The sequence below is a fragment of the Devosia sp. A369 genome (assembly GCF_054489345.1).
In genome coordinates this window covers 103,117-126,740 of sequence record NZ_JBTMWV010000001.1, presented here as the reverse complement: position 1 = coordinate 126,740, position 23,624 = coordinate 103,117, and the positions used below count along the sequence as shown (strand labels likewise).

The window sequence follows — 23,624 nt, the reverse complement described above, 5'->3', positions numbered from 1 at the left end:
GGCATGAGCAATGTGAAAAAACGCACATTCAGTGTAACCGCCGCACAGTCGGACTTTATCGACGCATTGGTGGGCCGGGGCGGACACGCATCAGGTAGTGAAGTCGTCCGTGAAGGGCTTCGCCTGCTGCAGGAGCGCGATGCCGAAATCGAGCGCTGGCTACAGCGGGACGTTATCCCGACCTATGAGCGGTGGCAGGCCGGAGGGGAGAAGACCTATCCCCTCGACGAGGTGTTTGATGAGTTGCACCGGACCATTGACGAGATTGCCGCCAAGAAAGACGAAGCAGGCAATAAAGCCGCAGAATGAAGCAGCGGTCCATCATCCTGCTGGAAAGTGCCAAACAGGACTTGCGCCGCATGGTCGTCTGGCTGGCGCAAGAAGCGTCCGACGCCGTCGCTCACCGCTATGTGGACAAGGTCAGGAGTCGGATCGCTACATTGCGCTATGGGGCAGAGCGGGGCACCGTTCGAGACCCCAAAAGGGGTCTTCGTGTCATCGGCATCTTGCCCCACACTTCCCTGGTCTTCACCGTCGATGAGAGCCACGTCTATGTCCTGCGCATACTGCACGGCGGACAGTCGCTAGCCCTTGACGATGACGACGATCAAGCCGGTTCCTAAACCGGCTTGATCAGCGCATGGCGCTTTTTGCCAACCGAGAGTTTGATGACGCCCTCGGCCAGCAGCGCGTTGGCGCCGATGCTGAGCTTGTCATCTTCGATCACCGTGTCGTTGAGGCGCACAGCGCCCGACTGGATGTGGCGGCGGGCTTCGCCATTGGAGCCGGCCAGGCCTGCCGTCACCAGCGCGGCCAGAATACCGATGCCGTCATTGAGTTCGGCCCGGGTTACCGTCGCGGTGGGCAGCGACAGGTCGATGGCGCCGGATTCAAAGGTCGAGGCAGCGGTGGACGCAGCCTGTTCGGCGGCGGCGCGGCCATGCACGATGGCAGTGACTTCGGTCGCCAGCACCTTCTTGGCCTCGTTGATCTCGGTGCCGCCCAAAGCTTCCAGCTTGGCGATTTCGGCTAGCGGCAGGCGGGTGAAGATCTTGAGGAACTTGCCGACATCGGCGTCCTCGGTATTGCGGAAATACTGCCAGAAATCATAGGGGCTGAAGAGGTCGCCATTGAGCCAGACGGCCCCGGTGGCCGACTTGCCCATCTTCTCGCCGCTCGACTTGGTCAGCAGCGGCGTGGTCAGCGCATAGAGCTGCTCGCCGCCCATGCGGTGGTTGAGGTCGACACCATTGATGATGTTGCCCCACTGGTCCGATCCACCCATCTGCAACACGGTGCCATAGCGCCGGTTCAGCTCGGTGAAGTCATAGCCCTGCATGATCATGTAGTTGAATTCGAGGAAGCTCAGCGACTGCTCGCGGTCGAGGCGCAGCTTCACCGAATCAAAGCTCAGCATGCGGTTGACCGAGAAATGCCGGCCGACATCGCGCAGGAACTCGACATAATTCAGCTTGAGCAGCCAATCGGCATTGTTGACCATCATGGCCGGGTTGGAGCCGCCATAATTGAGAATATTGCCGTAAACGCGCTTGATGCTCTCGATATTGGTGTCGATCTGCTCGACGGTCAGAAGCTTGCGCTGATCGTCGCGGAACGAGGGATCGCCCACCATGGAGGTGCCGCCGCCCATCAGGCTGATCGCCTTGTGGCCGGTTTCCTGCAACCAGTAGAGCATGGTGACGGAAATCAGATTGCCGATATGGATCGAGGTCGCCGTGGCGTCATAGCCGACATAGGCGCTGATCGGGCCCTTGAGCGCGAGCGCGTCGAGCCCCTCGGGATCGGAAATCTGGTGAATGAAGCCGCGCTCATCGAGGACGCGGAGGAAGTCGGATTTGAACTTGGTCATTTTGGCAACCTGAGGAAGATGGAGTCCTCATGGCAGCCTGTCGAACCACGAGGTCGGTGTATGAGGGACCCCGTCCTTTGACAGGCTCAGGATGAGGTCCCTTCCAACTGATCGTCGTGTGTGCGCTTGAAACTAGCGCCCGCCGCCGGCGGCGATCTCCGCCCGACGACGGTCGAGATATTCTGCCGAGCGGGCGGTCAGTTCGTCGACCTTGCCCTCGAAGAAGTGGTTGGCGCCCTCAACGATCTGCTGTTCGATGACGATGCCCTTCTGGGTCTTGAGCTTGTCGACCAGCTTCTGCACCGAGGCGGGCGGGGCCACGCGGTCCTTGTCGCCATGAATGATCAGGCCGGAGGACGGGCAGGGGGCCAGGAACGAGAAGTCATAGAGGTTTTCCGGCGGGGCCACCGAAATGAAGCCCTCGACTTCGGGGCGGCGCATCAGCAACTGCATGCCGATCCAGGCGCCGAAGGAAAAGCCGGAAATCCAGCAGCCGCGCGATTCGCGGTTGATGACCTGCAGCCAGTCGAGCGCGGCAGCGGCATCGCTGAGTTCACCAATGCCATGGTCGAACATGCCCTGGCTGCGGCCGACGCCGCGCGAGTTGAAACGCAAGACGGCAAAGCCGCGCTCGGCGAACATGTAAAACTGGTTGTAGACGATCTGGTTATTCATCGTCCCGCCGAACTGCGGGTGGGGATGCAATACGATAGCGATAGGAGCATTGGGCTCCTTACCGGGCTGGTAACGGCCTTCCAGACGGCCTTCGGGCCCATTGAAAATTACTTCTGGCATGGTCAACTTTTCCGGCCACTTTGGGCTCTGTTAGCGAGGTTTCCCGGCCCGACAAGGGCGGTGTAGCGGCTTGACTAAGCGCGCACCGCTCCCTAAAACAGGGTCGAAAAAACCAGTTTAGAACTATTCAAAAACGGGTCTTCGGCCGTACAACGGCCTGCAAGAGCGCCCCTTGTAATGATGTTGGGCGGCAAATTTCAAGAAGTGTTTGGTTTCCGGGGCGTTGCGGCGCCTCGATCCGGGCATGGATGGTATGATCGGCGCGCATGCGCCTATGGAAAACAGATGACCCCAGCGGCGATCTATCTCGATCATAATGCCGCGTCTCCGCTTCTGCCTGAAGCGAAGGCGGCGCTGCTGGCTGCGCTCGACGTGACGGGAAATCCGTCGTCGGTGCATGGTCATGGCCGGGCTCTGCGCAATCTCATCGAGACGGCGCGCAGCCAAGTGGCCGCGCTGGCCGGGGCCGAACGCAAGCAGGTGGTGTTCACCGGCTCGGCCACCGAAGCCATCACCCAGGCCATTGTCGGTGGCGCCAAGGCCTTTGCGGCAGACGCCATCGTGATCAGCGCCGGGGAACATGCGGCGGTGTCCAAGGCGGCCGAGGCGACGGGTCTGCCGGTGCTCACTATTGGCCTGCTGGCTGATGGCAGCATTGATCTCGATCAATTGTCCGGCGTGATTGCGGCGGCCGAGGGCAATCTGCTGGTGGCGCTGCATTGGGTGAATAATGAGACCGGCGTGGTCCAGCCGATCGGGCGCATCAATGCGCTGGTTGGGCCGACCAGACACACACTGTTCATCGACGCCGTGCAGGCTTTGGGCAAGCTGCCCCTCGAATTTGCCGCCTCGGCACCCGATATGATGGCTATCAGCGGTCACAAGATCGGCGCACCGGCCGGCATCGGCGCGTTGCTGGTCAAGGCTCATGCCGACACCGCGCGGCTAATTCCGGGCGGCGGGCAGGAGCAGGGCAGGCGCGGTGGCACCGAAGCCACGGCGCTGATCGCAGCCTTTGGCGCAGCAGCAGCGGCGATTGCCGGACGCTACGCGGCGGCTGATGTGGCGGCGCTGACGGCGCGGCTGGAACAGGCGCTGCCGACCGACGCTGTCATCTTTGGCGGCAACCGGCTGGGCAATGTCACCAATTTTGCCATGCCCGGCGTCAACAATGCGACGGCGATGATGGGGCTTGATCTGCTGGGCCTGTCGGTGTCGTCGGGTTCGGCCTGTTCATCCGGCAAGGTCGGACCGAGCCACGTATTGGCCGCCATGGGCGTGCCGGTGGCGCTTGCCGAATGTGCCCTGCGCGTCAGCCTGGGCTGGAATTCTACCGCTGGCGATGTCGATGCTTTCATCGCCGGTTACCAATCGATCCTTGAGCGCCAACGGGCGCGGCAGGGACACGCGGCGTAAGCTGCATAGTTTTAGACGGCTCGCGGCGACCTTGAATCGCCGCCGGGTAAATAGGAGAAGCCAACATGGCGGACTACGCCGATATCCCCACGCTCAAGGAAGAAATTGATCGCGAGACCGTCGACTCGGTGCTGGCGCTTGATGTCGACAAGTACAAGTACGGTTTCGAGACCGACATCGAGAGCGACATGGCCCCGAAGGGCCTGAGTGAGGACATTGTCCGGTTCATCTCGGCCAAGAAGAATGAGCCGCAGTGGATGCTCGAGTGGCGCCTGGAAGCCTATCGGCGTTTCCTGACCATGACCGAGCCCACCTGGGCCAAGGTGCATTACCCGCAGCTCGACCTGCAGGACATGTATTACTACGCCGCGCCGAAATCGACGCCGGGGCCGACCAGCCTCGAGGACGTCGATCCCGAAATCCTGCGCATGTATGAAAAGCTCGGCATTCCGCTGCAGGAGCAGGAAATTCTGGCCGGCGTCGAGCGGCCCAAGATCGCCATCGACGCGGTGATGGACTCCGTCTCCGTTGTGACCACGTTCCGCGAGGAATTGGCCAAGGTCGGCATCATCTTCTGCTCGATCTCGGAAGCCATCCGCGAATATCCCGAGCTGGTGCAGAAGTATCTCGCTTCGGTCGTGCCGGTGACGGACAACTATTACGCGACGCTGAATTCGGCGGTCTTCACTGACGGCTCTTTTGTCTACATCCCCAAGGGCGTTCGCTGCCCGATGGAGCTGTCGACCTATTTCCGCATCAATGAGCGCAATACCGGCCAGTTCGAGCGCACGCTGATCATCGCCGAAGCTGACTCCTATGTGAGCTATCTCGAGGGCTGCACCGCCCCGATGCGCGACGAAAACCAGCTGCACGCCGCAGTGGTGGAACTGGTCGCGCTCGAAAATGCCGAGATCAAGTATTCCACCGTCCAGAACTGGTATCCGGGCGACAAGGACGGCAAGGGCGGCATCTACAACTTCGTCACCAAGCGTGGCGATTGCCGTGGCGACCACTCCAAGATTAGCTGGACCCAGGTGGAAACCGGTTCGGCGATCACCTGGAAGTATCCGAGCTGCATCCTGCGTGGCGACCACTCGCGCGGCGAATTCTACTCGATCGCCATTTCCAATGGCTATCAGCAGGTCGATAGCGGCACCAAGATGATCCATCTGGGCAAGAACACGTCCAGCCGCATCATCGCCAAGGGTATTGCTGCCGGCTTCTCGGACAATACCTATCGCGGTCAGGTCTCGGCCCACGCCAAGGCCACCAATGCCCGTAACTTCACCCAGTGCGACAGCCTGCTGATCGGCGACAAGTGTGGTGCCCACACCATTCCCTACATCGAGAGCCGCAATGGCACCGCGGTGTTCGAGCATGAGGCCACCACGTCGAAGATCTCCGACGACCAGATGTTCTACTGCCAGCAGCGCGGCCTCAATGAAGAGGAAGCCGTGGCGCTGATCGTCAACGGCTTCGTCCGCGATGTGCTGCAGCATCTGCCGATGGAGTTCATGGTCGAATCCCAGAAGCTGATCGCCATCAGCCTCGAAGGCAGCGTCGGCTAAGGCTGCCAATCCTTGAAGCCCTCCTCACCTCGCCCTTTACGGGTGAGGGGGCCTTCCACTGAACCTGGCGCCGGAATGGCAGCCGATACGATATTTGGAGCTTTGTATGACCACCCCAATCCTGGAAATCCGCAATCTGCATGCCCGCATCGAGGACCGCGAAATCCTCAAGGGCGTCAACCTCGTCATTCCCGCCGGCGAAGTGCATGCCGTGATGGGCCGTAATGGCTCGGGCAAGTCGACGCTGAGCTATGTGCTGGCCGGCAAGGAAGACTATGAGATCACCGAGGGCGAAGTGCTGCTCGACGGTCAGGACCTGCTGGCAATGGAGCCCTTCGAACGCGCTTCGGCCGGTCTGTTCCTGGCCTTCCAGTACCCGATCGAAATCCCCGGCGTCGCCACCATGACCTTCCTCAAGGCAGCGATGAACGCCCAGCGCAAGGCGCGTGGCGAGGGCGAAATGACGACCCCTGACTTCATGCGTGCGGTCAAGCAGGCCGGTACCGATCTCAATATCGACACCGATATGCTCAAGCGCCCGCTCAATGTCGGTTTCTCCGGCGGCGAGAAGAAGCGTGCCGAAGTGCTGCAGATGGCGCTGCTCCAGCCCAAGATGTGCATCCTCGACGAGACCGATTCCGGGCTCGACATCGACGCGCTGCAGGTGGTTTCCAAGGGCGTCAACTCTCTGCGCGACGCCGGTCGGTCGATGTTGATCATCACCCACTATCAGCGCCTGCTGAACTACATCGTGCCCGACGTGGTGCATGTGTTCTCCGACGGCAAGATCGTCGAAAGCGGCGGCAAGGACCTGGCGCTTCAGCTCGAAGCCAAGGGCTATGCCGACTTTGACGGCGCGGCGGCCTGACCCATGCGCCAGACCATGCCCGTCCGGCTCGGAGCCGCTGAAACTACCCTGATCGACCAGCTCAAGAGCGTGGGCGCCGACGCAGTTGCCGAACGGATCACCGTTGCCGGCCTGCCGACGCGTCGCGTCGAGAGCTATCACTATACCGACCTCAAGACCCTGCTGAAGGCGATCCCGCCTCTGGCCCAGGCCGCCAATGCAGCCAGCGCTCCGGCGCTGCGCGTTCCCGGCGCCTATCAACTGATGATCGCCAATGGCATCGTCCAGGCTGCCTCCACCGCGCCTGCCGGCGTCATCGTCGGCAAGACCGAAGGCAGCGTGCTGACCACCCGCGACGATACGCTGGTGCATCTGCACCAGGCTTTTGCCAAGGAAAGCCTGACGTTGACCCTCGAAGGCACCGTTGATCCGGTGATCCAGATCGACCGTCGCACCGAGGGCGAAGCCGCCCACGTCACCGACTCGCTGAAAGTCTTCGTGGCCGACGACGCCTCTGCCGTCGTGCTCGAAACCTTCTCGGGCTCGGACGCGGCGCATGTCGGCAACCACGCCAGCTATCTGGCGCTGGGCAAAAATGCCACGCTGACCCACATCACCGTGAACCTGTCGCCGATGGCGACGACGCATTTTGCCACCAACGAGTATCAGCTCGCCGATGGTGCCAAGCTGCGCACGGTGATCATCCAGGTCGGCTCGGCAGTGAGCCGCACCCATCTGTTCCCGCGCATGGCGGGGCCGGGGGCGCATGCCGACATCACCGGGATGAACCTGGTGAGCGACGGCCAGCATGCCGACATCACCATGGAAACCCTGCATGCGGTGCCGCACACCTCGTCGCAGCCGCTGTTCAAGTCGGTGACGCGCGGTCGCTCCAAGTCGGTGGTGCAGGGCAAGCTGATCGTGGCCCGCGATGCGCAGAAGACCGATGCCAAGTTCATGCATCAGGGTCTGATGCTGTCGGACGAAGCGGAAATCCTCTCGAAGCCCGAGCTGGAAATCTATGCTGACGACGTCGTCTGCGGCCACGGCTCGACCTGCGGCAAGCTCGACGAAGACAGCATGTTCTACCTGATGAGCCGCGGCATTCCGCGCAGCGAAGCCGAAACCATGCTGGTGCGCGGCTTCATCGAGGAAGTGCTCGATCCGGTCGAAAACGAAGCGCTGCACGAAGCCCTGACCGCCATCGTCGATGGCTGGCTGCTGAGCGGCAAGTAAGCCGACCACTGAACTGACCCTCCCCGCCAGGGGGAGGTTAGGAGGGGGGCGAGAGCCCGATATCAGGGGGCCAACCACCCCCACCCTCATTCCCTCCCCACAAGGGGGAGGGATGCACAGGAACCGATGGTTTAGTGTGACGCAGGTAGCGCCACATCGTCTCCCTCCCCCTTGTGGGGAGGGACCAAGGGTGGGGGTGTCCCGCCCACGGAACTCTTCATGACCTTTGATCTCGAAACCGTCCGCGCCGATTTTCCGATCCTCTCCGAGGTCATCAACGGCCATCGGCTGGTCTATCTCGATAGCGGCGCGTCGGCGCAAAAGCCGGTGCAGGTGCTCGACCGGATGGATTATGCCTTCCGCCACGAATATGCCAACGTCCACAGGGGCCTGCATACCCTCGCCAATCGCGCGACCGAAGCCTATGAGGGCGGCCGCGAAGCGGTGCGCAAATTCCTCAATGCCGGCCGCCCCGAAGAGATCATCTTTACCCGCTCAGCCACCGAGGCGATCAATCTGGTTGCGCAGTCCTTTGCCGGGCCGCGCATCAGCGAAGGCGACGAAATCGTCACCACGATCATGGAGCACCACTCCAATATCGTGCCGTGGCATTTCCACCGCGAGCGCAAGGGTGCCGTCATCAAGTGGGTCGATGTGCGCGACGATGGCAGCTTTGATATCGACGCCTTCGCCGCCGCGCTGACCGACCGCACCCGTATGGTTGCGGTTACCCATATGTCCAACGTGCTGGGCACCGTGGTGCCGATCAAGCAGGTGATCGAGATCGCCCATGCCCGCGGCATTTCGGTGCTGATCGACGGCAGCCAGGGCGCGGTGCATGAAAGCGTCGACGTGCAGGCGCTCGACGCCGATTTCTACATCATGACCGGCCACAAGCTCTACGGCCCGACCGGCGTCGGCGTGCTCTATGGCAAATACGACCTGCTGGCCGAGATGCAGCCCTATCAGGGCGGTGGCGAGATGATCGACACCGTCACCATGGAAGCCGTCACCTATAACGAGCCGCCGCATCGCTTCGAGGCCGGCACGCCGCCCATCGTCCAGGCCATCGGGCTGGGCGCGGCGTTGGCCTATATGGACAGCCTCGGCCACGACGCCATCGCCGCGCACGAGGCCGAAGTCACCGCTTATGCGCAGGAGCGCCTGAGCCGGATCAATTCGCTGCGCCTGATCGGCTCGGCGCCGGGCAAGGGCGGGATTTTCTCCTTCGAGATCGCCGGCGCCCATGCCCATGACATTTCCACCATTCTGGATCGCTACGGCATTGCCGTGCGCGCCGGCACGCATTGCGCCATGCCGCTGCTCAAGCGTTTCGGTGTCACCTCTACCTGCCGCGCCTCCTTCGCCCTATATAACGGCAAGGACGACGTTGATGCGCTGGTGGACGGCATCGAACGCGCCCAGAAATTTTTTGCGTGAAAGAGGACAAGATGACCGACGAATCCCAGAGCGCACCAGCCGAAAATCGCATGACCACCTCGACTGGCGGCGGCCTGCCTGAAGCCGAAGTCGAGCGCATCACCGCCGATCTGATCGGCGCGCTCAAGACTGTCTATGACCCGGAAATCCCAGTCGATATCTATGAGCTGGGCCTGATCTACAAGGTCGACCTCGATGATGACCGCAATCTGGTGATCGACATGACGCTGACCGCGCCGGGTTGCCCGGTGGCCGGCGAAATGCCCGGCTGGGTGGAGAATGCCGCCCGCGCCGTCGAAGGCATTCAGGATGTCACCGTCAACATGGTGTTCGATCCCCCGTGGGACGCCACCCGCATGAGCGAAGAAGCTCAAGTCGCGTTGAACTGGTGGTAATTTGCTGCGTTTCACCCTATATATCGTGAAACGCCGATAGAAAGTTTGACCCCGTGGCCTTCAAGATCATGTCGCTGACCGATGCCGCTGCCGAGCGCATCACCGAGATCATCGAAGATTCCGACACGCCGGTGATCGGCCTGCGCGTCGGCATCAAGAATTCGGGCTGCGCGGGCGTTGCCTACACCATGAACTACGTCGCCGAGCCGGTGGCCGGCGACGATCATGTCACCGACAAGAATGTCCATGTCTGGATCGACCCCAAGGCGACGATGTTCCTGCTCGGCACGGTGATGGATTTCGAAGAATCCAAGATGAGCGCCGGCTTCACCTTCAAGAACCCCAACCAGACCGGCGAATGCGGCTGCGGCGAAAGCGTCCAGCTCAAGCCCGCCGACCTGAAGGCCATCGCCGAGGCCCGGGCAGAGGCCTGAGTCCACCTGCGCTGGCGTGGTGTCATCCGACCCCGCCACACCCACGGTGTCACCCCGGGCTCGACCCGGGGCCCATCCTGAGATCTCAAGATGGGTCCCCGCTTTCGCGGGGATGACATTGAGTGGGTGGCACGATGGAATTGCATCCCCCGCGCCAATATCCTAACACGCCTCCATGGCCAGCTCTCTCCCCCCCGCCTTCACCATCGTCCCGCCCAACCGTCCGCTTGTCGGCCGCGTTTCGCCGCCGGGCTCGAAGTCCATTACCAATCGCGCGTTGCTGCTCGCGGCCTTGGCCAACGGCACCAGCCGGCTGACCGGGGCGCTCAAGAGCAAGGATACCGTGCTGATGGCCGCCGCCCTGCGGCAGATGGGCGTCATCATCGATGAGCCCGACGCCACCAGCTTTGTCGTCACCAGCACCGGCCGGTTGCAGCGCCCCGCGGCGCCGCTGTTTCTCGGCAATGCCGGCACCGCCACCCGCTTCCTCACCGTCGCCGTCGCCACGGTCGATGGCGAGGTGATTGTCGATGGCGACGATGAAATGCGCCTGCGCCCCATTGGCCCGTTGGTCACCGCATTGCAGTCGCTCGGCATCGACGCCACCAGCCCGAGTGGTTGCCCGCCGGTGACCATTCGCGGCAAGGGCAGTTTTGGTCAGGGCCGGGTCGAGATCGATGCGGGCCTCTCCAGCCAATATGTTTCCGCCCTGCTGATGGCCGCGCCGCTCGGCGACGGTCCCATCGAGATAGCCCTGACCGGCACCGATATCGGTGCGCGCGGCTATGTCGACCTGACGCTGGCGGCGATGCGCAGCTTTGGCGCCACTGTCGAACAGCGCGATGCCGGCACCTGGCTGGTGCAGCCGACCGGTTACACCGCCGCCGACCTGCTGATCGAGCCCGACGCCTCGGCTGCAACCTATCTGTGGGGCGCTGCGGCGCTCACTGGCGGCCAGATCGACCTTGGGGTGAGCGCAGATGCCTTCACCCAGCCCGACGCCGCTGCACAGGCCGTTATCGCGCAATTCCCCAATATGCCTGCTGTCATCGACGGCTCGCAGATGCAGGACGCGGTGCCGACGCTGGCCGTATTGGCCGCCTTCAACAATCATCCGGTGCGCTTCGTCGGCATTGCCAATCTGCGGGTCAAGGAAACCGACCGCGTCCGCGCCGTCGCCAATGAACTCAACCGCATCCTGCCCGGTCTCGGCACCGAAGAGGGCGACGATCTGATCGTCGCCGCCGACCCGAACCTGGTCGGTCGCGCCGCGCGCATCGAAACCTATCACGACCACCGCATCGCCATGAGCTTCGCCCTGGCCGGCCTGCGGCTGTCCGGCATCACCATCCTCGACCCAGCCTGTACCGGCAAGACCTACCCGGACTATTGGGAGATGCTGACCGGTCTGGGCGTGGAACTGCAAGCGACGGAATAGGTCTCGCGCGTGACGGGCATCGTCCCCTCACCCTAACCCTCTCCCCGAAGGGGCGAGGGGATTTGGCCGGTGGTGAACACAAATCTCGCCCATACTCGATATGTCCCCTCGCCCCTCTGGGGAGAGGGCTAGGGTGAGGGGGACGATCTCTCAGCAATCTGCCGCCTAAGCCGCCGTCTCCGGCTGCAGCAGGGCGGCCTCTGCCAGCATGCTGGCCAGTGCCGTCTCGCTGATGACCCGATTGCGGCCAGCATGCTTGGCGGCATAGAGACAGCGGTCGGCGCGTTCGATCAGCGCGCCCGGCGTGTCGCCCGACTGATAGGCGGCGACCCCGAATGACGCCGTGATGCGGCCCAGTTTCTCGTTGGTGGAGCGCTTGAGCAATTGCTTGGCCTGGATCGCCCGGCGAATATTTTCTGCCACGATCACCGCGCCCTCGATATCGGTCGAGGGCAGGATGGCGACAAATTCCTCGCCGCCATAACGGGCCGCCAGATCCTGGCCCTTGATATTGGATTTCAGCGTCATCGCCACCAGCCGCAACACCTGATCGCCGGTCTGGTGGCCATAGGTGTCGTTGAAGCTCTTGAAGTGGTCGATGTCGATGATCATCAGGCAAAGCGGGGTGTTGTTCAGCCCGGCTTCCCCGATAGCGGCCTCGAGCCCGTCGTCAAAGCTCTTGCGGTTGGCGATCTTGGTCAGCGGATCGAGCATGGATTCTCGCCGCACGTCATCGAGGTCGCGCTGCAGCGAGGCAATATCGTCGCGCGAGGCCTCGAGCTTTTGCTCCAGCACCTGGTTGGTTTCCTGCATGCGCCGGGTCTCGCTGAGCAGGCGGTCGGCCAGCGCCTTCATCGCCGGGGCGGTGATCGAGCGCTCGAGGTCGCCGCTGGCCGTCTGCAGCGAGCCGGAATAGGCGTTGGCCGTGGTCATGGCGCTGTCGATGGCCTCATGCACCGCCTCGATGCGCGCATGCATGCGCTCCGAGACATTGGTCATGCGGTCATTGACGTCGGATTTGAGAAATTCGTTGTACAGCGTCTCGGCCAGATTGGCGGAAGGCGTGTCGCCATCGCGGAAGATGGCGTTGATGCGCTGGTTCAGCGTCGGGTTGACGCCGGTCGCATAGGTATAGAGCAGTTCATAAAATTGGGGGTAGGGAGGAATTTCGCTCCGCTTCAGCAGGTCTAGCGCCGAATTGGCGTATCCAAGCGCACGTTTGAATTCCTGTTCGGACACAGCTTCCCTCGCGCATGGTTGCGCTGAACCGTCCCTGCTTAAAAACCCCGCAGTGTCGGGTCATCGGCAATAGGTAGAACCCCCTCGCCGATGAACACAACCATACAACCGCAATATTGGCGCGGCTTACACAAAGAAATCGTCTGTAATCAACTTACCAGCCGGGTGGGGCGAAGCAAAAACGCCGGAACCGGACCGTCATTGCCAAAAGGCGAGCTGCTTTCCGAAGCATTCGAATCACCCTTCTCGGACTCGGGACGCTGCCGGTCACGCCCACGCGAGGGGCGCTGGTTGCTGCGTTCGGTCTTGGCGGGCTCGCTATGCGCCTCTGCCGGAGCAGTGGGCTCGGCTGCCACTGGCGCCGGCTTGGGCCGCGAACGGTCGGGGCGGGGCTTTTCCGCCGGTGCCGCTGGCGCCGGTGCTGCAACCACGGCTGCAGCGGCAACGGGCTTGGCCTCGGCAGCAGGCTTTTCGGCCGGCCGCTTGGCTTCGGCCTCGACGCGGGTGCGGGGGCCACCACGACGCGAGCGGGCAGGGCGCGCGGGGCGCTCTTCGCCAGTTTCGTCGGTGGTCGGCGCCGCTGCGGCGGCCTTGGCGGTCGCCTTGCCGGCGGCTTCGAGATATTCGATGGGCTTCTGCGTCAACTTCAGGATGGCCTCAAGATATTTGCCGTCGGCGGGAGCGACCAGCGTGTAGGCGGCGCCAAGGCGACCGGCGCGGCCGGTGCGGCCAATGCGATGCACATAGTCTTCGGCATGCACGGGCACGTCGAAATTGAACACATGGCTCACGGCGGGGATATCGAGCCCGCGTGCTGCCACGTCGCTGGCGACCAGCAGGGTCAGCCGGTTGTTCTTGAACGCGTCGAGCGTCTCGGTCCGGCTCTTCTGGTCCATGTCGCCATGCAGGCCACCGGCGGAAAAGCCGTGGCGCTCCAGCGAGCGGGCGAGGGTCGCCACGTCGCGCTTGCGGTTGCAGAAGATGATGGCGTTGGTCAGCCCATCGGCGGCGCGCAATGCGTCACGCAAGGCGGCGCGCTTGTCTTCGGGCTTGGACGACACCTTGATCAGCTTCTGGTCAATGGTATCGGCGGTCGATGCGGCGCGGGAAACCTGCACATGCACCGGATCCTTGAGGAAGCGCTTGGTCAGCTTCTCGATCTGGGAATCCATCGTCGCCGAGAACAGCATGGTCTGGCGCCGGGGCGGCAGGCGCGAGCAGATCTTCTCGATATCGTCGATGAAGCCCATGTCGAGCATGCGGTCGGCCTCGTCGATGACGAGGATTTCGACGCCATTGAGCATGATCTTGCCGCGATCGATTTGATCGAGCAACCGGCCCGGCGTGGCAATCAAAACGTCGACACCACGGTCGAGCTTCTTGTTCTGATCTTCAAACGAGACGCCACCGATGATCAAGGCCATCGAGATGCGGTGATTCTTGCCGTATTTCTCGAAATTCTCGCTGACCTGCGCCGCGAGTTCGCGCGTCGGTTCGAGAATGAGGGTGCGCGGCATGCGGGCGCGGGCGCGGCCATTTTCCAGCAGCGTCAGCATCGGCAGCACGAAGCTCGCCGTCTTGCCGGTGCCGGTCTGGGCGATGCCGATGATGTCCTTCTTTTGAAGAACATGGGGGATCGCCTGCGCCTGGATTTCGGTCGGCTTGCTGTAGCCGGCGGCGGTGACGGCGTCGGTTACTTTTGTGGACAGGCCAAGGCCGGAAAAATCTTCAGTCAAGTTGGGTAATTCCACTCAAAATGTGGCCCGGGGCCAGGTCCAGTCCGAGACATTCGGACGGCGCGCCGGGGTCTTCAGTGGTGGGCGGGTACTTTAACATACGCGAACGCGTCTACCACTGGGTGGCCACCGGACGGCTGCAGCAAGTGCAATAAGCGACGGAGTGGCCCTGAGGCAATTTCAACAAATGCGGGTGTTGTCGCATAGACAAGCCGCCCAGCCAAAAACTGCTCCAGCGGCGCGGACCATAGCGCAAAGCCCTTGCCTGTCAACGGTTTTGCAATTGATGTCGTTAATTGAGGCAACTTCACCTCTCCCTTTGGGGGAGAGGTCGGCGGCGCAGCCGACGGGTGAGGGGGCCTTCCCTACGCATCGAGGCGCGGAAAGGCCCCACCCGACCCAAACGGGTCGACCTCTCCCCCAAAGGGAGAGGTCAGAAAGCCTAAACGTCCAGATCAGTCACAAACTGCGCATTTTCCTGGATGAAATCAAACCGCGCCTCGGGCTTGGTGCCCATCAGGCGGTCGACGCTGATCCTGGTGGCATCGAGATCGTCCCGCACCTTGACCTGCAACAGCGTGCGCGATTTCGGCGACATGGTGGTCTCGCGCAGATGCGCGAACGGCATTTCGCCCAGGCCCTTGAAGCGGGTCACATCGACCTTGCCCCGGCCGGTGAACTCGGTGGCCATCAATTCGTCCTTATGCGCGTCGTCGCGGGCATAGAGCGTCTTGCCGCCCTGGCTGATGCGATAGAGCGGCGGCAAAGCGAGGAACAGATGGCCGCCGTCGATCAGCTTGGGCATTTCCTGAAAGAAGAAGGTCATCAGCAAGGCGGCAATATGGGCGCCGTCGACGTCGGCGTCGGTCATCAGGATGATCTTGTCGTAGCGCAGATCCTCATCGCGATAGCGATCGCGGGTGCCACAGCCGACGGCCTGGATGATGTCCTGGATGATCTGGCTGGCGGCGAGTTTTTCGCGGCTGGCGCCGGCGACGTTGAGGATCTTGCCGCGCAGCGGCAGCACGGCCTGGCTGGCGCGGCTGCGGGCCTGCTTGGCGCTGCCACCAGCCGAGTCACCCTCGACGATGAACAGCTCCGCGCCTTGCGCCGCCGTCTGCGTGCAGTCGGCCAGCTTGCCGGGCAGGCGGAGCTTGCGCGTGGCGCTGGCCCGATCGATGTCCTTTTCCTTGCGGCGGCGCAGCCGCTCCTCGGCCCGCTCGACGGCCCAGTCCATCAGCTTGCCGGCCTGGTTGGGCGAGGCGGCGAGCCAGTGGTCGAAGGCATCGCGCAGCGCATTGTCGACGATGCGCGTGGCTTCGCCCGAGGCCAGCTTGTCCTTGGTCTGGCCGACAAATTCCGGCTCGCGGATGAACACGCTGAGCATGACGCTGCAATGGGCGAACACGTCCTCGGCGGTGAGGATGGCGGCGTTCTTGTTCTTGGTCAGCTCGGCATAATTCTTGAGGCCGCGCAGCAGCGCCGAGCGCAGGCCCGACTCATGGGTGCCGCCATCGGGCGTCGGCACGGTGTTGCAATAGGATTGCACCCCGCCATCGCCCAGCGTCCAGGCAATCGCCCATTCCACGGCGCCATGGGTGCCCGGCTTGCCGAGATTGCCGGAAAACAGCTCGTCGACGATGCGCGCTTCGCCTTCGATGCGCGCCGTCATGAAGTCCTTGAGCCCGTTGGGATAGTGGAACACCGCCTTGGCAGGGGCGTCCTCGGTCACCAGGCTCTCGTCACAGCTCCAGCGCAGCTCCACGCCGGCGAACAGATAGGCCTTGGCCCGCGTCATGCGGAACAGCCGTGCGGCCGAGAAATGGGCCAGATCGCCGAAAATCTGCGGATCGGGATGGAAACGCGTCGTGGTGCCGCGCCGGTTATTGACCCGACCAACGACTTCCACCTTGGTCTGGGGAATACCGCGTGAATAGGTCTGGCGATACAGCGTCTGGTCGCGGGCGACTTCTACCACCAGATCGTCGCTCAGCGCATTGACCACCGACACGCCGACGCCATGCAGGCCCCCGGAGGTCTCATAGGCCTTGGAGTCAAACTTGCCGCCGGCATGCAGCTTGGTCATCACCAGTTCGAGGGTCGACATCTCCGGGAATTTCGGATGCGGCTCGACGGGCATGCCGCGCCCGTTATCCGATACGGTGACATAGCCATCGGCGCCGAAATGCACCTCGATGCGGTTGGCGTGGCCAGCAATGGCCTCGTCCATCGAGTTGTCGATGACTTCGGCGAACAGATGGTGCAGCGCGTTGGCGTCGGTGCCGCCAATATACATGCCGGGGCGCCGGCGGACCGGTTCAAGCCCCTCCAGCACCTCGATATCGGCAGCCGTATAGCCTCCCGGCGCCGACGGCGACTTGGCCGCTGGCGTAGTGGGGTCAAGCTTGAGGCGCGGGCGCTCGGCTTCTTCCCCGCCACCGAAAAGATCTTCTGCTTGCGACATGCATCTTCCATTAGTGCCCGAATCAGGCGTTTTCGCCTTCTAGCATATCTCAACCACAGGCCAGCGCTGGAACCCGTTGCCGCGCCGCGCTTTGTCCACAAACTGAACGCCAGATGAACAAGCGATTGCGCTGCGGTTCAAGCGCATGCGCTAATCTGGGCGATCGCATCAGGACATCGAGGCCCGCCATGACCAGATTTATCGCTATCGCACTGACTGCGCTGCTGCTGGGCGCTGGTATCGCCGCGCCGGCCCAGGCGCAGTCGGTTGGTTTCGGCTTCTTCTTCGGCGATGAGGAATCCGATTTCTTTCCCGAGCTCATCACCTGCATGAGTGATTATCAGGTGCGCCAGGCCGTCGCCGCGCGCGGCTACAGCAATATCTACCTGAACGTCATGACCGACAAGCACGTCCAGGTCCGCGCCACCCGCGGCGACTGGGTCTATCTGCTCGACTTCAATTACTGCACCGGCCGCATCGAAGACCGCAGCGAGCTGCGCCCCGCGCGGTAAGGGGAGGGCACCAATTTGCTAACCAACTCGATGTCATCCCGGCCCTGAGCCGGGACCCATCCTGAGATCCATTCATCGGCACTATCTCGGGATGGGCCCCGGCTTTCGCCGGGGTGACGCGGAGGGTGGGGCGTCATCGTAGCAAGATGCTGCTTCTCGCCACCCGTTCTTGCCCCTCTCTCCCATCTCCGGACAATTCCGTCCCAAGATCGGGCGCCCGGTTTACGTTCCGTTTGCTTCTTGAAAGCACTTTCTTAAAGCCGCGCTGCTAAAACCACAGTCATACGGTCTTTTGTCTGGAGTTGCCGTATGCGAGCCGATCGGGATCCTAGTTCTGCGTATCCGGTCCCCGCCGGCTCGATTGTCTTCGGTGTTTGGCCGCATGCCGGATCTGGTTTTGTGTACCGGCTGGCCAAGCTCACCGCCCCGCGTTCCGGGGTCGTCGCGTTGATGGCGGCGCTGTTCTATCTCGTCTGATCAGTTGATTGATTTTTGCCGACCGCGTTGTTATTGGTGAAGCACGCCAATCGACAACCGGGGAGGGCGCGTTGACACTGCTATATCCGCACCACACCCGTGGCCCTGTTTTCGCCCTGTTTTCGCCCTGTGGCACCAGCTGCAGGGCTGACCGGTCGGTACGGACGTCTTTGCTGTCTTTCCATCTGGTTTGCCCTTCGTGGCGGTCATTGACCGCCTTCTGACGGCATTGGCGCTCGCCCTGCGAGCCGCCTGCACCAGTGAGACAACATCATGGGCTCCATCAGCCTCCGCAACGCCGGCCTCGTGGCTCTCGAAACCCTGTTTTCCAACCTCAATTTCGTCATCGGCGATGGCGACCGCGTCGGGCTCGTTGCCGGCAATGGCCGGGGCAAGACCACCTTGCTGCGCTCCATGGCCGGGCAGGGCGAACTGACCGCTGGCGATATCGTGCGCTCGCGCGGCCTCACCGTCGGCTATGTCGAGCAGGACATGCCCGCCGCCAGCATGGGCCTGACACTCTATGACGCGGTGCTGCAGGCGCTGCCGCCCAGCGAGCGCGACAGCGACAGCTGGCGCGTCGATGTGGTGCTCGATGAGTTCGAAACCCCGGCCGAGATGCGCAACCGGAAGCTGGCCGAGTTGAGCGGCGGCTGGCAGCGCATCGCCCTGATTGCCCGCTGCTGGGTGCTGCAACCCGATGCGCTGCTGCTCGACGAGCCGACCAATCATCTCGATCTGGGCAAGCTGTTCCAGCTGGAAAACTGGCTCAATCAGGCGGCCCGCAATATGCCGGTGGTCATCGCCAGCCATGACCGGCAATTTCTCGACGCCACCACTAACCGCACCCTGTTCCTGCGCCCCGACGCCAGTCACTACTTCGCCTTGCCCTACAGCAAAGCCCGCCTGGCGCTGGCTGAACTGGACGAAGCCGCCGAGGCCAAACGCGAAAAAGACCTCAAGGAGGTCAGCCGGCTGCGCAAGCAGGCTGCCAAGCTGACCAATGTCGGCATCAACTCCGGCAGTGACCTGCTGGTGGTGAAATCGAAATATCTGCGCGAGCGTGCCGCAAAAATCGAAAACGCCGTGTTGGCGCTGCATCAGGAGCGCAGCGGCGAGATCAAGCTCGGCAATAGCGGCGCCCAGGCCCGGGTCATGCTGGCCATCGAAAATGTCGATGTCACCAGCCCGGTCGGCGACAAATTATTCCGCATCGACAAGCTGCATGTGTTCCAGGGCGACCGGCTGGTCATCCTCGGCCGCAACGGCACCGGCAAATCGCAATTCATCGGCCTCATCCACCACGCCATGACCGGGACCGCCACGCCGGGCATTCGCGTCAGCCCGCAAATCGTCCCCGGCTATGTCGATCAGGCCATGAGTTTCCTGCTGACACGGGAATCGCCGCTCGGCTACATCACCAGCCGCTTCGATCAGGGCGACCAGCGCAGCAAGAGCCTGCTCGCCGCGGCCGGCTTCCCGGTGGAAAAACAGGAGCGGCCGATCGCCGAACTCTCCTTCGGCCAACGCACCAGATTGGGGCTGCTGGCGATCCGGTTGCAGGAGCCAAACTTCTACCTGCTGGACGAGCCGACCAACCATGTCGACATTCCCGGCCAGGAGCGTTTGGAGCAAGAAATCCACCAGCATGCTGCCAGCGCGATCTTGGTCTCGCATGACCGCAGTTTTGTCCGGGGCCTGGGTAGTCGCTTCTTCCTGATCGAGAACCGCCGCCTCAAGGAAGTCGATGGTCCTGAAGCACATTTCGCCGCCATGGCCAGCGAAGCGGGGTGACCGGCGCGGCGCTGGCGAGCGCCGTTTGCCGCTCCGCTAGCGCCTTGCTAACCATGCAGCAGAAACCCGCTTTCTTGTTCCGTGATGCACAAAACTCGCCGTTAAATCGGGAGAAGTCCTTAAGACCTGCCTCATAGGTTTCGTTCCGGTTGGGAACAAATGGATGAGGGACCATGTTTCGCAGCGACGACAATGGCGGCTTGCCGTCGCCATCTCATTTCGCCTGGCATGACGTCCGGTTCATCGGCGCCGTGGCCGGGCGCTATACGCTGTCAGAGCGTCGCGTTGGGGAGAATGGCAAAATCCCTGTCTATGCCTGCCGGCTATGCTCGGTCTCGACGCGGCTGTCGGTGGTGGTCGCGCCGGTGGTCGGCGCCGAGGGCGAGTCGATTACGGCGCATTTCGACGATTTCGGCATTTTGCGCGGCCGCATCAGCCGCAAGCTGCCCTCAGGCTTCGTCATGGACCTCATTCTCAGCGATGCCGAGCGGAACCGGCTGGGCGGCAAGATCGTCTGGCAGAAGAAGCGCGCCATCGAGCAGGTCCCCGACAAACGCGAGCATAAGCGCATCCCGCCGCGCGACCCCCGTACCACGCTCACCCTGGGCGACGGCTCGCAGCTGCCGTGTTTCGTCATCGATATCTCCCAGTCCGGCGTTGCCGTTTCGGCCGAAATCTGGCCGGGCCTGGGCACGCCGATGGCCATCGGCAAGCTGGTGGGCCGGGTGGTGCGCTATCTCGATGTGGGGTTTGCGCTGCGGTTTATCCAGTTGCAGGAGCTGGATCAGCTCGAAGTCCTGATGGCGCCACCGACCTGATCACCCACCTAGCAGGATGAAGTTTTGCTTACTGACATCGGGAAATCTGCTGTCAGTCGGTGAACGGGGTTTTTAGGGCCGCCCGCTAGGGTCTGCGCCACATGCGATGATTGGAATTGCGTCATGCCTGAGCTGGAAGCCGTAAGCAGTGTCACCAATATCAGCACCGTAGCGGGCCGCTATGTGCTCGATGATCAACCCAGCCATCCCGGCGTCAATGTGTTCGCCTGCCGCCTGCGCGCCATCTCGACCACGGACTTCGTGATTGCCGCGCCGGTGATCGGTCCGGTCGGCGCCATGGTGACGGCCAGCTTTGCCCCGTTCGGCACTTTGCAGGGGCGCGTGTCGCGGCTGGTCGCCGATGGTTTCGCGGTGACGCTCGCCGCTTCCGATCATGATGCGCTGGCCGAGCGCATCGAGGCGTTTCGCCACAAGCCCTGGTCTGGCATCGCCGAGAAGCGTGGCGAGGAGCGCCTGATGCCGGCCGAGCCGCGCTCGGTGCTCATTCTGGAAGACGGCACGGTGCTGCCGTGCCTCGTCGTCGATTATTCCGCCTCCGGCGCTGCGATTTCGGCGGATACAGATCCCCAGATCGGCGCGCGGGTTACCGTTGGTCATGTCGCGGCCAGCGTGGTGCGGCCGTTCGAGGTCGGCTTTGCCGTCCATTTCGATACGCCGCAGCCGGCCGACGAGATCGAATTCATGCTCGAAGCGCCCGAGGAATGGCGCAAGGCGGTGGCGGTGCTGACACCGGTCCACATCGACACCTCCGAGCCCGGCGATAGTGACGAAGGCTACGGTTACGACTAGCAAGAAAAAGGGCCCCTCGCGGGGCCCTTCGCATTTCTACCAATCGGGCTTAGGCCGAATAGTACATTTCGTATTCGACCGGATGCGGGGTCTGCTCGAACTTGATGACTTCGCCCATCTTCAGCTCGATATAGCTGCTGATCTGGTCGTTATCGAACACGCCCCCGGTGAGCAGGAACTCGCGGTCCTTGTCCAAGGCATCCAGTGCTTCGCGCAGCGAGCCGCAGACGTGAGGGATCTGCATCAGCTCCTGGCGCGGCAGCTCGTACAGATCCTTGTCCATTGGATCGCCGGGGTGGATCTTGTCCTTGATGCCGTCGAGGCCGGCCATCAGCATGGCGGCAAACGACAGATAGGGGTTGGCCAGCGGATCGGGGAAGCGGATTTCGATGCGCTTGGACTTCGGCGACTGGCCGAAGGGAATGCGGCACGAAGCCGAGCGGTTGCGGGCCGAATAGGCCAGCAGCACCGGGGCTTCAAAGCCGGGCACCAGACGCTTGTAGCTATTGGTGGTCGGGTTGGAGAAGGCGTTGATCGCTTTGGCGTGCTTGATGATGCCGCCAATGTAATACAGCGCTTCCATGCTGAGGCCGGCATACTGGTCGCCGGCGAACAGCGGCTTGCCGTCCTTCCAGATCGACTGGTGGCAATGCATGCCGGAGCCGTTATCGCCGAAGATCGGCTTGGGCATGAAGGTCGCGGTCTTGCCATAGGCGTTGGCGACCTGATGGATGACATACTTATAGATCTGTACGTCGTCGGCAGCCTTGATCATCGGCGCGAACTTGATGCCGAGTTCATGCTGGGCCGAGGCCACTTCGTGGTGGTGCTTTTCCACGACCACGCCCATTTCGGCCATCGCCGCCAGCATTTCGCCACGGATGTCCTGGGCGCTATCCAGCGGCGGCACCGGGAAATAGCCCTTCTTCAGGCCGATATGGTGGCCGTTATTGCCGGATTCATAGGCGGTGTCGTTGTTGGACGGCAGTTCGGGATGGTCGACCTCGAAGCCGACCTTGAACGGGGTGTTGGAGTATTTGACGTCGTCGAACAGGAAGAATTCGGGTTCGGCGCCGAACACGATGGTGTCGCCGATACCGGTGCTGCGCAGATAGGCTTCGGCCTTCTTGGCGGTGGTGCGCGGATCGCGGCTATAGGGCTGGTAGGTGAGGGGCTCGAGAATGTCGCAGTTCACCACCATGGTCGAGGCGCTGAAGAACGGGTCCATATAGGCCGATGTCGGATCGGGCATCAGCACCATGTCGGACTCGTTGATGGCCTTCCAGCCGCCAATCGAGGAGCCGTCAAACATCGTGCCTTCTTCGAACAGGTCTTCGTCGACGATGGAAACGTCGAGCGTGACGTGCTGCAGCTTGCCGCGCGGGTCGGTAAAGCGCAGGTCGAGATACTTGATGTTCTCGTCTTTGATGCGCTTGAGGAGATCAGCTCCGGTGGTCATTTAGGTATTCCCCTGTCTAAATCTGTCTGTTGTTGATTGACGGCGAGCCGCGCGGGTGGAGGGCCCTAGAGCGCGTCGTCGCCGAATTCGCCGGTGCGGATACGGATGGCCTGTTCGATCGAATAGACGAAAATCTTGCCGTCACCGATGCGACCGGTTTGCGCGGCATTGCGGATCGCTTCGATGGCTTTGTCGACCAATTCGTCGGAACAGACGACTTCCACCTTCACCTTGGGCAGGAAGTCCACGACATATTCGGCGCCGCGATAGAGTTCAGTATGGCCCTTTTGGCGGCCAAAACCCTTGGCTTCGGTCACGGTAATGCCCTGCAGGCCAACCTCCTGCAGCGCTTCCTTGACCTCGTCGAGCTTGAACGGCTTTACGATAGCCTCGATTTTTTTCATTTTTGAGCCTCCACGTGCCGCTTACGGCGGATACCGCCAACCCGTATGCACGGGGCGTGCCACGTTGCTGGCCAACAAAAAATGCTTGATCGTAGAATGGCTTAGCGCCGCAATCTCGCCGCGCTAGCGGGAGCGACAAAAGTCTTCTCGATCAAAACAGTGGCAGTATGCACAAAGTTTGGGCAGGTGCCAGCAGGGTCGCGGCAGCGGTGGTAAAAATGCGTCACCGGAGCGACTTGGAGCCGATCTGCCATTGCAGATGCGCATTCCCGGCAAATCGGCACTCTAGGCTTTGACTGGCTTTCCGTCTTCATATAGATGCAACCCCAACCCGGCCAACGGGTCCTTTAGCGGGCGTGGCGGAACTGGCAGACGCACTGGATTTAGGTTCCAGCGCCGCAAGGCGTGGAGGTTCGACCCCTCTCGCCCGCACCAAATAGGGACTAGGCCCTACGATCAATGAAGACGGGAC

At 62.4% G+C, this 23,624-nt stretch carries 21 protein-coding genes and 1 tRNA gene; 15 read left to right on the top strand and 7 right to left on the bottom strand.

Annotated elements, in window-relative coordinates; all coding sequences use genetic code 11:
- Positions 1–3 precede the first annotated feature (3 nt).
- Both ACX3OZ_RS00615 and ACX3OZ_RS00610 read left to right on the top strand, forming a co-directional pair.
- Positions 4–309: a ribbon-helix-helix domain-containing protein gene (locus ACX3OZ_RS00615; RefSeq protein WP_459095357.1), complete on the top strand. Its 306-nt coding sequence runs from the start codon at positions 4–6 to the stop codon at positions 307–309.
- On the top strand, positions 306–623 hold the full coding sequence (locus ACX3OZ_RS00610; RefSeq protein WP_459095358.1) for a type II toxin-antitoxin system RelE/ParE family toxin: 318 nt from the start codon (positions 306–308) through the stop codon (positions 621–623). Before ACX3OZ_RS00615 ends, ACX3OZ_RS00610 begins: the two co-directional genes overlap by 4 nt.
- On the opposite strand, the gene tyrS is transcribed toward ACX3OZ_RS00610, so the two are convergent.
- Both tyrS and ACX3OZ_RS00600 read right to left on the bottom strand, forming a co-directional pair.
- Positions 620–1,870, bottom strand: a complete 1,251-nt coding sequence (gene tyrS, locus ACX3OZ_RS00605; RefSeq protein WP_459095359.1) for a tyrosine--tRNA ligase — start codon at positions 1,868–1,870, stop codon at positions 620–622. The two genes, ACX3OZ_RS00610 and tyrS, sit on opposite strands and share 4 nt — an antisense overlap.
- Positions 1,871–2,002: 132 nt before the next feature.
- Positions 2,003–2,665, bottom strand: a complete 663-nt coding sequence (locus ACX3OZ_RS00600; RefSeq protein WP_459095360.1) for an alpha/beta hydrolase — start codon at positions 2,663–2,665, stop codon at positions 2,003–2,005.
- 285 nt (positions 2,666–2,950) lie between these two features.
- On the opposite strand from ACX3OZ_RS00600, the gene ACX3OZ_RS00595 reads away from it, so the two are divergent.
- From ACX3OZ_RS00595 to ACX3OZ_RS00560, 8 genes are all read left to right on the top strand, one after another.
- Positions 2,951–4,081: a cysteine desulfurase family protein gene (locus tag ACX3OZ_RS00595; RefSeq protein WP_459095361.1), complete on the top strand. Its 1,131-nt coding sequence runs from the start codon at positions 2,951–2,953 to the stop codon at positions 4,079–4,081.
- A gap of 65 nt (positions 4,082–4,146) precedes the next feature.
- Entirely contained in the window at positions 4,147–5,649 is a 1,503-nt protein-coding gene (gene sufB, locus ACX3OZ_RS00590; RefSeq protein WP_459095362.1) for a Fe-S cluster assembly protein SufB, read from the top strand.
- Between the two features lie 118 nt (positions 5,650–5,767).
- Entirely contained in the window at positions 5,768–6,517 is a 750-nt protein-coding gene (gene sufC, locus ACX3OZ_RS00585; RefSeq protein WP_459103828.1) for a Fe-S cluster assembly ATPase SufC, read from the top strand.
- A gap of 3 nt (positions 6,518–6,520) precedes the next feature.
- Positions 6,521–7,732 (top strand): Fe-S cluster assembly protein SufD, encoded by a 1,212-nt coding sequence (gene sufD, locus ACX3OZ_RS00580; protein WP_459095363.1) that lies wholly within the window; start codon positions 6,521–6,523, stop codon positions 7,730–7,732.
- Between the two features lie 219 nt (positions 7,733–7,951).
- A complete protein-coding gene (locus ACX3OZ_RS00575; protein ID WP_459103632.1) occupies positions 7,952–9,172 on the top strand; it encodes a cysteine desulfurase in 1,221 nt (406 codons plus the stop codon).
- Positions 9,173–9,222: 50 nt separating this feature from the next.
- A complete protein-coding gene (locus ACX3OZ_RS00570) occupies positions 9,223–9,567 on the top strand; it encodes an SUF system Fe-S cluster assembly protein (RefSeq protein WP_459095480.1) in 345 nt (114 codons plus the stop codon).
- 68 nt (positions 9,568–9,635) lie between these two features.
- Entirely contained in the window at positions 9,636–10,001 is a 366-nt protein-coding gene (locus ACX3OZ_RS00565) for a HesB/IscA family protein (RefSeq protein ID WP_459095481.1), read from the top strand.
- Positions 10,002–10,176: 175 nt separating this feature from the next.
- A complete protein-coding gene (locus ACX3OZ_RS00560; protein WP_459103631.1) occupies positions 10,177–11,439 on the top strand; it encodes a 3-phosphoshikimate 1-carboxyvinyltransferase in 1,263 nt (420 codons plus the stop codon).
- Positions 11,440–11,604: 165 nt separating this feature from the next.
- Here the strand turns inward: ACX3OZ_RS00560 and ACX3OZ_RS00555 are convergent, their stop codons facing one another.
- The 3 genes from ACX3OZ_RS00555 to parE all read right to left on the bottom strand — a co-directional run bounded on the left by ACX3OZ_RS00555 (position 11,605) and on the right by parE (position 16,878).
- A complete protein-coding gene (locus ACX3OZ_RS00555; RefSeq protein ID WP_459095366.1) occupies positions 11,605–12,678 on the bottom strand; it encodes a GGDEF domain-containing protein in 1,074 nt (357 codons plus the stop codon).
- Between the two features lie 149 nt (positions 12,679–12,827).
- A complete protein-coding gene (locus ACX3OZ_RS00550; protein WP_459103630.1) occupies positions 12,828–14,414 on the bottom strand; it encodes a DEAD/DEAH box helicase in 1,587 nt (528 codons plus the stop codon).
- A 442-nt stretch (positions 14,415–14,856) separates the two neighbouring features.
- Positions 14,857–16,878 carry a DNA topoisomerase IV subunit B gene (gene parE, locus ACX3OZ_RS00545; RefSeq protein WP_459095368.1) on the bottom strand — a complete coding sequence of 674 codons (2,022 nt, stop codon included), beginning with the start codon at positions 16,876–16,878 and terminating at the stop codon, positions 14,857–14,859.
- Between the two features lie 188 nt (positions 16,879–17,066).
- Between parE and ACX3OZ_RS00540 the strand changes: the two genes are divergently transcribed.
- The 4 genes from ACX3OZ_RS00540 (at position 17,067) to ACX3OZ_RS00525 (ending at position 21,289) form a co-directional block, all read left to right on the top strand.
- Positions 17,067–17,390 (top strand): hypothetical protein, encoded by a 324-nt coding sequence (locus ACX3OZ_RS00540; RefSeq protein ID WP_459095369.1) that lies wholly within the window; start codon positions 17,067–17,069, stop codon positions 17,388–17,390.
- A gap of 750 nt (positions 17,391–18,140) precedes the next feature.
- Positions 18,141–19,661 (top strand): ABC-F family ATP-binding cassette domain-containing protein, encoded by a 1,521-nt coding sequence (locus ACX3OZ_RS00535; RefSeq protein WP_459103629.1) that lies wholly within the window; start codon positions 18,141–18,143, stop codon positions 19,659–19,661.
- Positions 19,662–19,834: 173 nt separating this feature from the next.
- Positions 19,835–20,479 carry a PilZ domain-containing protein gene (locus ACX3OZ_RS00530; protein WP_459103628.1) on the top strand — a complete coding sequence of 215 codons (645 nt, stop codon included), beginning with the start codon at positions 19,835–19,837 and terminating at the stop codon, positions 20,477–20,479.
- Between the two features lie 123 nt (positions 20,480–20,602).
- Entirely contained in the window at positions 20,603–21,289 is a 687-nt protein-coding gene (locus ACX3OZ_RS00525) for a PilZ domain-containing protein (RefSeq protein ID WP_459095372.1), read from the top strand.
- 49 nt (positions 21,290–21,338) lie between these two features.
- Here the strand turns inward: ACX3OZ_RS00525 and glnA are convergent, their stop codons facing one another.
- Positions 21,339–22,748 carry a type I glutamate--ammonia ligase gene (gene glnA / locus ACX3OZ_RS00520; RefSeq protein WP_459103627.1) on the bottom strand — a complete coding sequence of 470 codons (1,410 nt, stop codon included), beginning with the start codon at positions 22,746–22,748 and terminating at the stop codon, positions 21,339–21,341.
- A gap of 65 nt (positions 22,749–22,813) precedes the next feature.
- On the bottom strand, positions 22,814–23,152 hold the full coding sequence (locus tag ACX3OZ_RS00515; protein ID WP_459095374.1) for a P-II family nitrogen regulator: 339 nt from the start codon (positions 23,150–23,152) through the stop codon (positions 22,814–22,816).
- A gap of 350 nt (positions 23,153–23,502) precedes the next feature.
- Between ACX3OZ_RS00515 and ACX3OZ_RS00510 the strand changes: the two genes are divergently transcribed.
- Positions 23,503–23,587, top strand: a tRNA-Leu gene (locus tag ACX3OZ_RS00510).
- The last annotated feature ends 37 nt before the right edge of the window (positions 23,588–23,624 follow it).

What these genes read in the sequence shown, in the direction of transcription:
- ACX3OZ_RS00560 (WP_459103631.1), top strand. Translation starts at nt 10,177, where the DNA reads ATGGCCAGCTCTCTCCCCCCCGCCTTCACCATCGTCCCGCCCAACCGT.
- ACX3OZ_RS00600 (WP_459095360.1), bottom strand. Translation starts at nt 2,665, where the DNA reads ATGCCAGAAGTAATTTTCAATGGGCCCGAAGGCCGTCTGGAAGGCCGT.
- ACX3OZ_RS00595 (WP_459095361.1), top strand. Translation starts at nt 2,951, where the DNA reads ATGACCCCAGCGGCGATCTATCTCGATCATAATGCCGCGTCTCCGCTT.
- glnA (WP_459103627.1), bottom strand. Translation starts at nt 22,748, where the DNA reads ATGACCACCGGAGCTGATCTCCTCAAGCGCATCAAAGACGAGAACATC.
- ACX3OZ_RS00540 (WP_459095369.1), top strand. Translation starts at nt 17,067, where the DNA reads ATGACCAGATTTATCGCTATCGCACTGACTGCGCTGCTGCTGGGCGCT.
- ACX3OZ_RS00570 (WP_459095480.1), top strand. Translation starts at nt 9,223, where the DNA reads ATGACCACCTCGACTGGCGGCGGCCTGCCTGAAGCCGAAGTCGAGCGC.
- ACX3OZ_RS00575 (WP_459103632.1), top strand. Translation starts at nt 7,952, where the DNA reads ATGACCTTTGATCTCGAAACCGTCCGCGCCGATTTTCCGATCCTCTCC.
- ACX3OZ_RS00515 (WP_459095374.1), bottom strand. Translation starts at nt 23,152, where the DNA reads ATGAAAAAAATCGAGGCTATCGTAAAGCCGTTCAAGCTCGACGAGGTC.
- ACX3OZ_RS00610 (WP_459095358.1), top strand. Translation starts at nt 306, where the DNA reads ATGAAGCAGCGGTCCATCATCCTGCTGGAAAGTGCCAAACAGGACTTG.
- ACX3OZ_RS00530 (WP_459103628.1), top strand. Translation starts at nt 19,835, where the DNA reads ATGTTTCGCAGCGACGACAATGGCGGCTTGCCGTCGCCATCTCATTTC.
- ACX3OZ_RS00535 (WP_459103629.1), top strand. Translation starts at nt 18,141, where the DNA reads ATGGGCTCCATCAGCCTCCGCAACGCCGGCCTCGTGGCTCTCGAAACC.
- sufD (WP_459095363.1), top strand. Translation starts at nt 6,521, where the DNA reads ATGCGCCAGACCATGCCCGTCCGGCTCGGAGCCGCTGAAACTACCCTG.
- parE (WP_459095368.1), bottom strand. Translation starts at nt 16,878, where the DNA reads ATGTCGCAAGCAGAAGATCTTTTCGGTGGCGGGGAAGAAGCCGAGCGC.
- ACX3OZ_RS00525 (WP_459095372.1), top strand. Translation starts at nt 20,603, where the DNA reads ATGCCTGAGCTGGAAGCCGTAAGCAGTGTCACCAATATCAGCACCGTA.
- sufB (WP_459095362.1), top strand. Translation starts at nt 4,147, where the DNA reads ATGGCGGACTACGCCGATATCCCCACGCTCAAGGAAGAAATTGATCGC.
- ACX3OZ_RS00565 (WP_459095481.1), top strand. Translation starts at nt 9,636, where the DNA reads ATGTCGCTGACCGATGCCGCTGCCGAGCGCATCACCGAGATCATCGAA.
- tyrS (WP_459095359.1), bottom strand. Translation starts at nt 1,870, where the DNA reads ATGACCAAGTTCAAATCCGACTTCCTCCGCGTCCTCGATGAGCGCGGC.
- ACX3OZ_RS00615 (WP_459095357.1), top strand. Translation starts at nt 4, where the DNA reads ATGAGCAATGTGAAAAAACGCACATTCAGTGTAACCGCCGCACAGTCG.